This window comes from Sphingobium indicum BiD32, from assembly GCF_000382885.1.
Lineage (GTDB): Bacteria > Pseudomonadota > Alphaproteobacteria > Sphingomonadales > Sphingomonadaceae > Sphingobium > Sphingobium japonicum_C.
On sequence record NZ_CAVK010000136.1, the window covers coordinates 1 to 5,659 of the forward strand.

The 5,659-nt window shown below is 60.5% G+C and carries 5 protein-coding genes; all 5 read right to left on the bottom strand.

Annotated features, from left to right (window positions below; translation table 11 throughout):
* Window positions 1-596 precede the first annotated feature (596 nt).
* A complete protein-coding gene (locus tag EBBID32_RS13450) occupies window positions 597-1,637 on the bottom strand; it encodes a phosphotransferase family protein (protein WP_006958716.1) in 1,041 nt (346 codons plus the stop codon).
* 8 nt (window positions 1,638-1,645) lie between these two features.
* Window positions 1,646-2,683, bottom strand: a complete 1,038-nt coding sequence (locus tag EBBID32_RS13455; RefSeq protein ID WP_006958718.1) for a DUF7064 domain-containing protein — start codon at window positions 2,681-2,683, stop codon at window positions 1,646-1,648.
* Window positions 2,680-3,144, bottom strand: a complete 465-nt coding sequence (locus tag EBBID32_RS13460) for a DUF6285 domain-containing protein (protein WP_006958720.1) — start codon at window positions 3,142-3,144, stop codon at window positions 2,680-2,682. Before EBBID32_RS13460 ends, EBBID32_RS13455 begins: the two co-directional genes overlap by 4 nt.
* A complete protein-coding gene (locus EBBID32_RS13465) occupies window positions 3,141-4,136 on the bottom strand; it encodes a phosphotransferase family protein (RefSeq protein WP_196805661.1) in 996 nt (331 codons plus the stop codon). Before EBBID32_RS13465 ends, EBBID32_RS13460 begins: the two co-directional genes overlap by 4 nt.
* Window positions 4,133-5,659 (bottom strand): class I adenylate-forming enzyme family protein (locus tag EBBID32_RS13470; RefSeq protein WP_037490717.1); only part of this gene is annotated, 1,527 nt, incomplete at its 5' end. The genes EBBID32_RS13470 and EBBID32_RS13465, both read right to left, overlap by 4 nt.

Here is a 5,659-nt window from a genome sequence, read left to right on the forward strand (position 1 = left end):
AGATCGCTCGTCGGCAGCGTCAGATGTGTATAAGAGACAGCCGATTAGGCGCTCGCGCGGTTCAACATCGAATCGCGCCTTTGGATTAGTGTCGGCAGGAAGGCCGGAGAAACTAGCGAAGTCCACGATTCCGCTCAAGTCTATGGGTGTATCGAGCGGAGGCGGAAACGCTCCGCCGCCGCCGCCTGGCCAAGCACCAACCATGAAGCGGGCACTGGCCTTCGCAACCGGGTTATCCTGATCTCCTTGGTCCAGCTTTGCCGTCACGAACGCGAGAAGCGAGGTGAGTGGTGTCGTCGATACGCGGATGAAAACGGGACCCGGTTTGAGGAGAGCCAACTGTTCCATCTTCAAATCAACGGTAGCAAGAGGTCCTTTAAGATCCAGTGCGATATGCAGGGCCATGCCCATGACGTGATCTGTCACGGCAAGCAACGCCCTGGTGTCGACATGATCGCTGTTTGGCCGATCGCGGCCGCACAGTGTTGCGGCCTGCCGCGCAACAACGCAGTCTGGACTCACTTCTAGATAGTCAAATCCTAGATACCGGTTCAGGTCGGAATCGGCATGCGCTGAGGCATAGAGGGCCACCGCTTTCACCGCAGGCCTGCCAGTCCAGCCTCACTCCAGGCGAGATCAACGAAAGTCTCGAGAACTGCGGCGACTTCGAGCGCTCGCCCAGACGAGGCGTTGCCGCGTAACGCCCTGCCTTTGATACCGTGAACGATGGCGGCAAACCGGAAAAGGTTGTATGCGACGTGAAATTGCAAGTGGGGAATGCCGTCGCGCCCCGTGCGACGGCAATAAGCACCGACATATTCGGCCTCGTTCGGAATATTCAGGGCGGTGAGGTCCATCCCTTTCAAGCCACCACCTTGAATTCCCGGCGGGACCCGGTACATCATAAGATGAAAGGCGAAGTCTGTGATTGGGTGACCAAGTGTGGACAATTCCCAGTCGAGGATGGCCGCCACCTCGGCTCTGTCGCCGTGGAACACGAGATTGTTGCAACGGAAATCGCCATGAACGATCGAAACCTCGTCGTCATCGGGGACATTGTCCGCCAACCATGCTGCTAGAATGTCCATTCGCTCAAGTCGGCCCGCCTCAGGGTCGATTTCATACTGCCTAGTCCAGCGTCGAATCTGACGCTCAAGATAGCCGCCAGTTTTGCCGAAATCTCTCAGGCCGACCACATCGGGATCAACTTGGTGCAGGCTGGCGAGTGCTATATTCATCGCGTCGAAATGGTTTGCGCGATCGGCGCGTGCGACGTCGGGAAAGTCCGGCTGCCAGTGGATGACACCGGGCACGCAATCCATCACGAAAAACGATCGCCCGATCACGTCGGGATCCTCGCACAAGGCGTAAGCGATCGGAACCGGAGTGTTCGTTCCGCCGAGCACCTTGATCACACGATATTCGCGATCGACGGCGTGAGCGCTGTTCAAGATTGGGCCTGGCGGCTGGGTGCGCATGACGTATATTTTTTGGGGCGTGATAAGCTTGTAGGTCGGGTTTGACTGGCCGCCGGGGAAACGCTCAATAGTTAGGGGCGCGCGAAAGCCCTTGACGTGTTTTACAAGCCAATAGGAAAGGACCTCGACGTCGATTCCTTCATTTTGTCCAGTCGACATGGTTTGGCTCATGAGTTGACGGAGGCCAGCGAAACCGGGCACCCATCTTCAATTAGATCAAGGAACTCGGACATACCGAGTGCCGAACGGCCTTCGCATGTAAAGCGCGTCATGGCTTTGACGATTCGCACGCGGGTCTCATGGCCGCTGTCATCCGTTCTGCGATGCTGCAGCGGAACATTCGAAAGAGCCTCGCCGGTCAGGTGAGTCCATCCATTCTCGGTCAGCAGATCGAGATTGAACTTCCTCTGAATGCCATCGGCGTCGTAATCGACCTCCAGTCTGGCATCCTTTAACGGCAGCAGGACACCATGGCGGTGAATGTGGCCGACAACGGCTGGCGGCTGCCCCGGTCGCCCCATCAAGGCCAGAAGCACGCCGAAATCGCGGTCGAACGTGACCGGTGTCCATTTGTGCCAATAGAGATTGCCCCAGTGCCGGGGCCCCCATGATTTATCCCGGAAGCCAAAACCGTCGAAATCCAACACTTCACCGTCCAATTCTACGGTTCCCGTGACTGCCACATGTTGTTCGGTATGCCCACGATAGGACGACGTCGCCGGATCGAGGGCCCAAGCAGTACCGTCAGGATTGACTATCTCACCACCGTGCATCGGTGACGCGGCGGTCAGGTCGAACTGGATCCGACCTTGGCCACGGGGACTTTGCTTGAACGCCGTCCTGGCGTCGAGCAGGGCCATTGGATCATCCAGGAGCAGCAGCGGTCCGTCATAGCTGACGACCAGGTGATGAAAGGGTTCAATGATCTCCACCTTCAATCCTCCCGCGTCCAGACGATCATTGCTCGCGATCGAGGGACGGTTGAACCAGAAGGCGACACGGCCGTCCGGCAAATGGATACAAACGGTGGTCTCGGCATGACCCTCGTGCGGCCGATTGCCGATACGCAGCCAAGCCCCGATGCCCTTTTTATTGTCGAACATATCGAAATACATGCTCTCGTTGTAGTTCGACGCGGCTTCTGGTTGGTGCTGGAACTCGTCGCGAGCGTCGAGTCTGAGTGTCATGCCTTCCGGAACGATCATTGGGCGGCTCCTCTGTGTTGGGGGGCAGTGTGTGAACCGAAGCTGTCCCCGCCGCCGAGACGCATCGTATAGCCGTCGGGATACTCCGAAAGTTCGCGGCGATATGCGGCGTATTGCGGCTGGTCGATCGCCAGCCGATCCATCGTCGACGCGAACAGATGCGGCAAGAGTTCGGGGGTATCCTCATCCATCCGTCCATCGGCGAGAGCCTCGCAAAGATCGCGATTGAGCGAGTCCAGATCGCCCGCCCGCGAAAACAGATGCGCCAGCCGGTCGCATTCCCTGCGATCGGCGGCGAGACCAAGTTGCAATTCGCGGGCGACGATGCTCAGCGCATTCGCGGCGACTAACGCAAGAAACTTGTGGCGACCACCGAGACTCGGGCGCAGATCTTCTCGAAGATAGGAGGCCACTAGATTTACTAGATCTGCGGCATTGGTCGGTTTGGATGGATGGCTCATGCTCGTTCCTTATCATCGCGAATGAGGCGTAGCAGGTCGATTTCGGTTTCCGTGGTTCGCCGCCCGATGGCCGCCGCCTCCAGCGCCCCGGTCTCAGCCGCCTCCGCCGCAAGTTCCAGCGTGGTCACCCCCCAGTCGAGGATGCCGTAGGCCTCCCAGAAGCGCGCGCGTTCAAGGTTCATCTCGCCGCCCCCTCCAGCGTACGATGCCGCGAACTGGCCGATTGACCCGAACCCTCCGATCGGCTTGTCGATCTCGCCGAAGCGCCATGACCCGACACACAGCCATCCGATGTCGAACATCGGGTCGCCGATGAAGGCGCGTTCCCAATCGAGTACCGCAGCGATCCCGGTCGCATCGATGATCAGGTTGCCATTGCGGAAGTCGCCGTGCACCAGGCGCGGGCGATCGGGTTCTTCCGGCAGCCGGCGAATCAACCACTGAAAGGCCAGTTCGAATACCGGGAGCGGTCGTGACAGGGCAAGATATTGCCGACGGAGCTGCGTCACCTTTTCCAGCACCGTAACGCGCGGGAGAATGGGAAGGTCGTCCAGAGGCGTTGCGTGGATCTGGGCGAGAATATCCCCGCACTGGGCGGCCAACACACGTCGAACGGACGAGAACTCGTCGCTGCGGAGGATCTTTTGCGGAACGGTTTCACCCTCCACCATCGCCATGATGAATCCTGGACCCAGCCCGTCGCGATCGTCCAGCACAGCGATGACTTCCGGACTCGGGACGCCGTGGCGTCTCGCCGCCCGCGTCACTTCTGCCTGTTCGGGCAAACCAATCGTCCCGAGCCGCGGCGTCGCGCCGCAGTTTTGCGCGCGTCGCAGCACGAGTCCGCGCCGACCTTCCGCTCCGGTTGCCTCGAATGACCAGGTTTCCTGCATCGCGCCTCCGGTCAGTCGCTGGAACTCTTGCACCCCTTCAATTCGCGGAACGCGCCTACGTAGGGCGCTGAGTACCAGCGAAGCCAAATCCTCGCTCATACCACCGCCCCCAGGCCATGGGTCTGTCGCAGAACGCGCTTCAGGACCTTTCCGCTCGCGTTGCGGGGAAGGGCATCGACAAGGATGACCGAGCGGGGGCATTTGTAACTTGCGATCCGTTCCCGAAGATGCGCGATCAGGCTTTCCGGCGTCGGTCGCGCGCCCGCCGCTGGGACGACGACCGCAATCACCGCCTCGCCCCATCGTTCGTCAGGGACGCCGATGACGGCGCAGTCGGCAACGTCGGCGTGTGCCGAGAGCGCGTTCTCGATCTCGAGCGGGTAGATGTTCTCGCCGCCAGAGATTATCATGTCCCGCAGGCGACCACAGATCGCCAGGACACCGTCCTGTCTGAGGCTTCCGATGTCGCCCGTGTGGTACCAGCCGTCGCGCAGGACCTCTGCCGACTGGTCAGGTTGGCGCCAATAGCCCTTCATCACCGTTGGTGAGCGGATCAGTACCTCTCCTGGCTCGTCGCAATCGGCTTCCGAGCCGTCAACCCTGACAACCCGGATATCGATGCCCTTCATCGGCCGGCCGCAAGTGGCGAGAAGAGCGGCGTCCCGGTGGTCGTCAGGCGACAATGCCGTGCCGACCGTGAACGTTTCCGAAGAGCCGAACAACTGTACGAAGCCGGCGTCGAAAGCTGCGAGCGCCCTATGCAGAAGGTCAGACGTAATTGGCGAGCCGCCGTAGATGATGGTATCGAGAGTGGCGAACCGCTCTTTGCGGAAGGTCGCCGACCCGATCATCCTCTGGATGAGGGCGGGCACCAGTCCCATCTTGGTCGCCCGGTAATGTTCAGCGGCCGACATCAGAGCCTCTACCTCCGCGTCCTTCAGCACGATGCTGGTAGCACCGGTAAACAAGGCATAGCTGGCGGTCAGCAAGGCGCCCGCGTGAAAGAGCGGTAAGGGAATCAGCAGCCGGTCGTCAGCTGACCAGGGACCGACCAAGCCGTGCAGCGTTTGCTTAGCCGACGCCAGCATGTTGCCCTGGGTGAGCTCGACGCCCTTCGGAGCGCCTGTCGTGCCCGACGAGTAGATCTGCAGGAGAACGTCGCCGGCATTCGCCTGGGGAAGGGCCGCGCCCACCGCCTCAAACGGGCGACGCCAGTCCTCGTAAGCGCGCACTAGATGGGGAGGTGTCCCGTCCAAAAGGATCAAGCGACCGGCTCGACCGAGATCATTCATCAGATCGAGCGCAATATGGAGATATTCCGACGAAACGAAAAGGATATCGATATTGGCGTCCTTCAGGACGAGTGCGATCTCGCCGGGGGCCAGGCGCCAGTTGACGGGCGTCAGAACGGTGCGAGCAAAACCGCAGGCCGCGAGCAATTCGAAATAGGCGCCGCAGTTGCGAGACAGCAGGCCTACCCGGGATCCGGGCCGTAAGCCAAGGCTGATAAGACCTGCGCCAAGGCACCGGCTCTCGTCGGCCAGGTCCGAATAGGACCGGCTCGTCTTATCGAAGATCACGGCCGAATGGTTCGGCCGGACCGCTGCGTGATGGGTCAGCAG

Coding starts and splice junctions, on each gene's coding strand:
- EBBID32_RS13450 (WP_006958716.1), bottom strand. CDS start 1,637: ATGTCGACTGGACAAAATGAAGGAATCGACGTCGAGGTCCTTTCCTAT.
- EBBID32_RS13455 (WP_006958718.1), bottom strand. CDS start 2,683: ATGATCGTTCCGGAAGGCATGACACTCAGACTCGACGCTCGCGACGAG.
- EBBID32_RS13460 (WP_006958720.1), bottom strand. CDS start 3,144: ATGAGCCATCCATCCAAACCGACCAATGCCGCAGATCTAGTAAATCTA.
- EBBID32_RS13465 (WP_196805661.1), bottom strand. CDS start 4,136: ATGAGCGAGGATTTGGCTTCGCTGGTACTCAGCGCCCTACGTAGGCGC.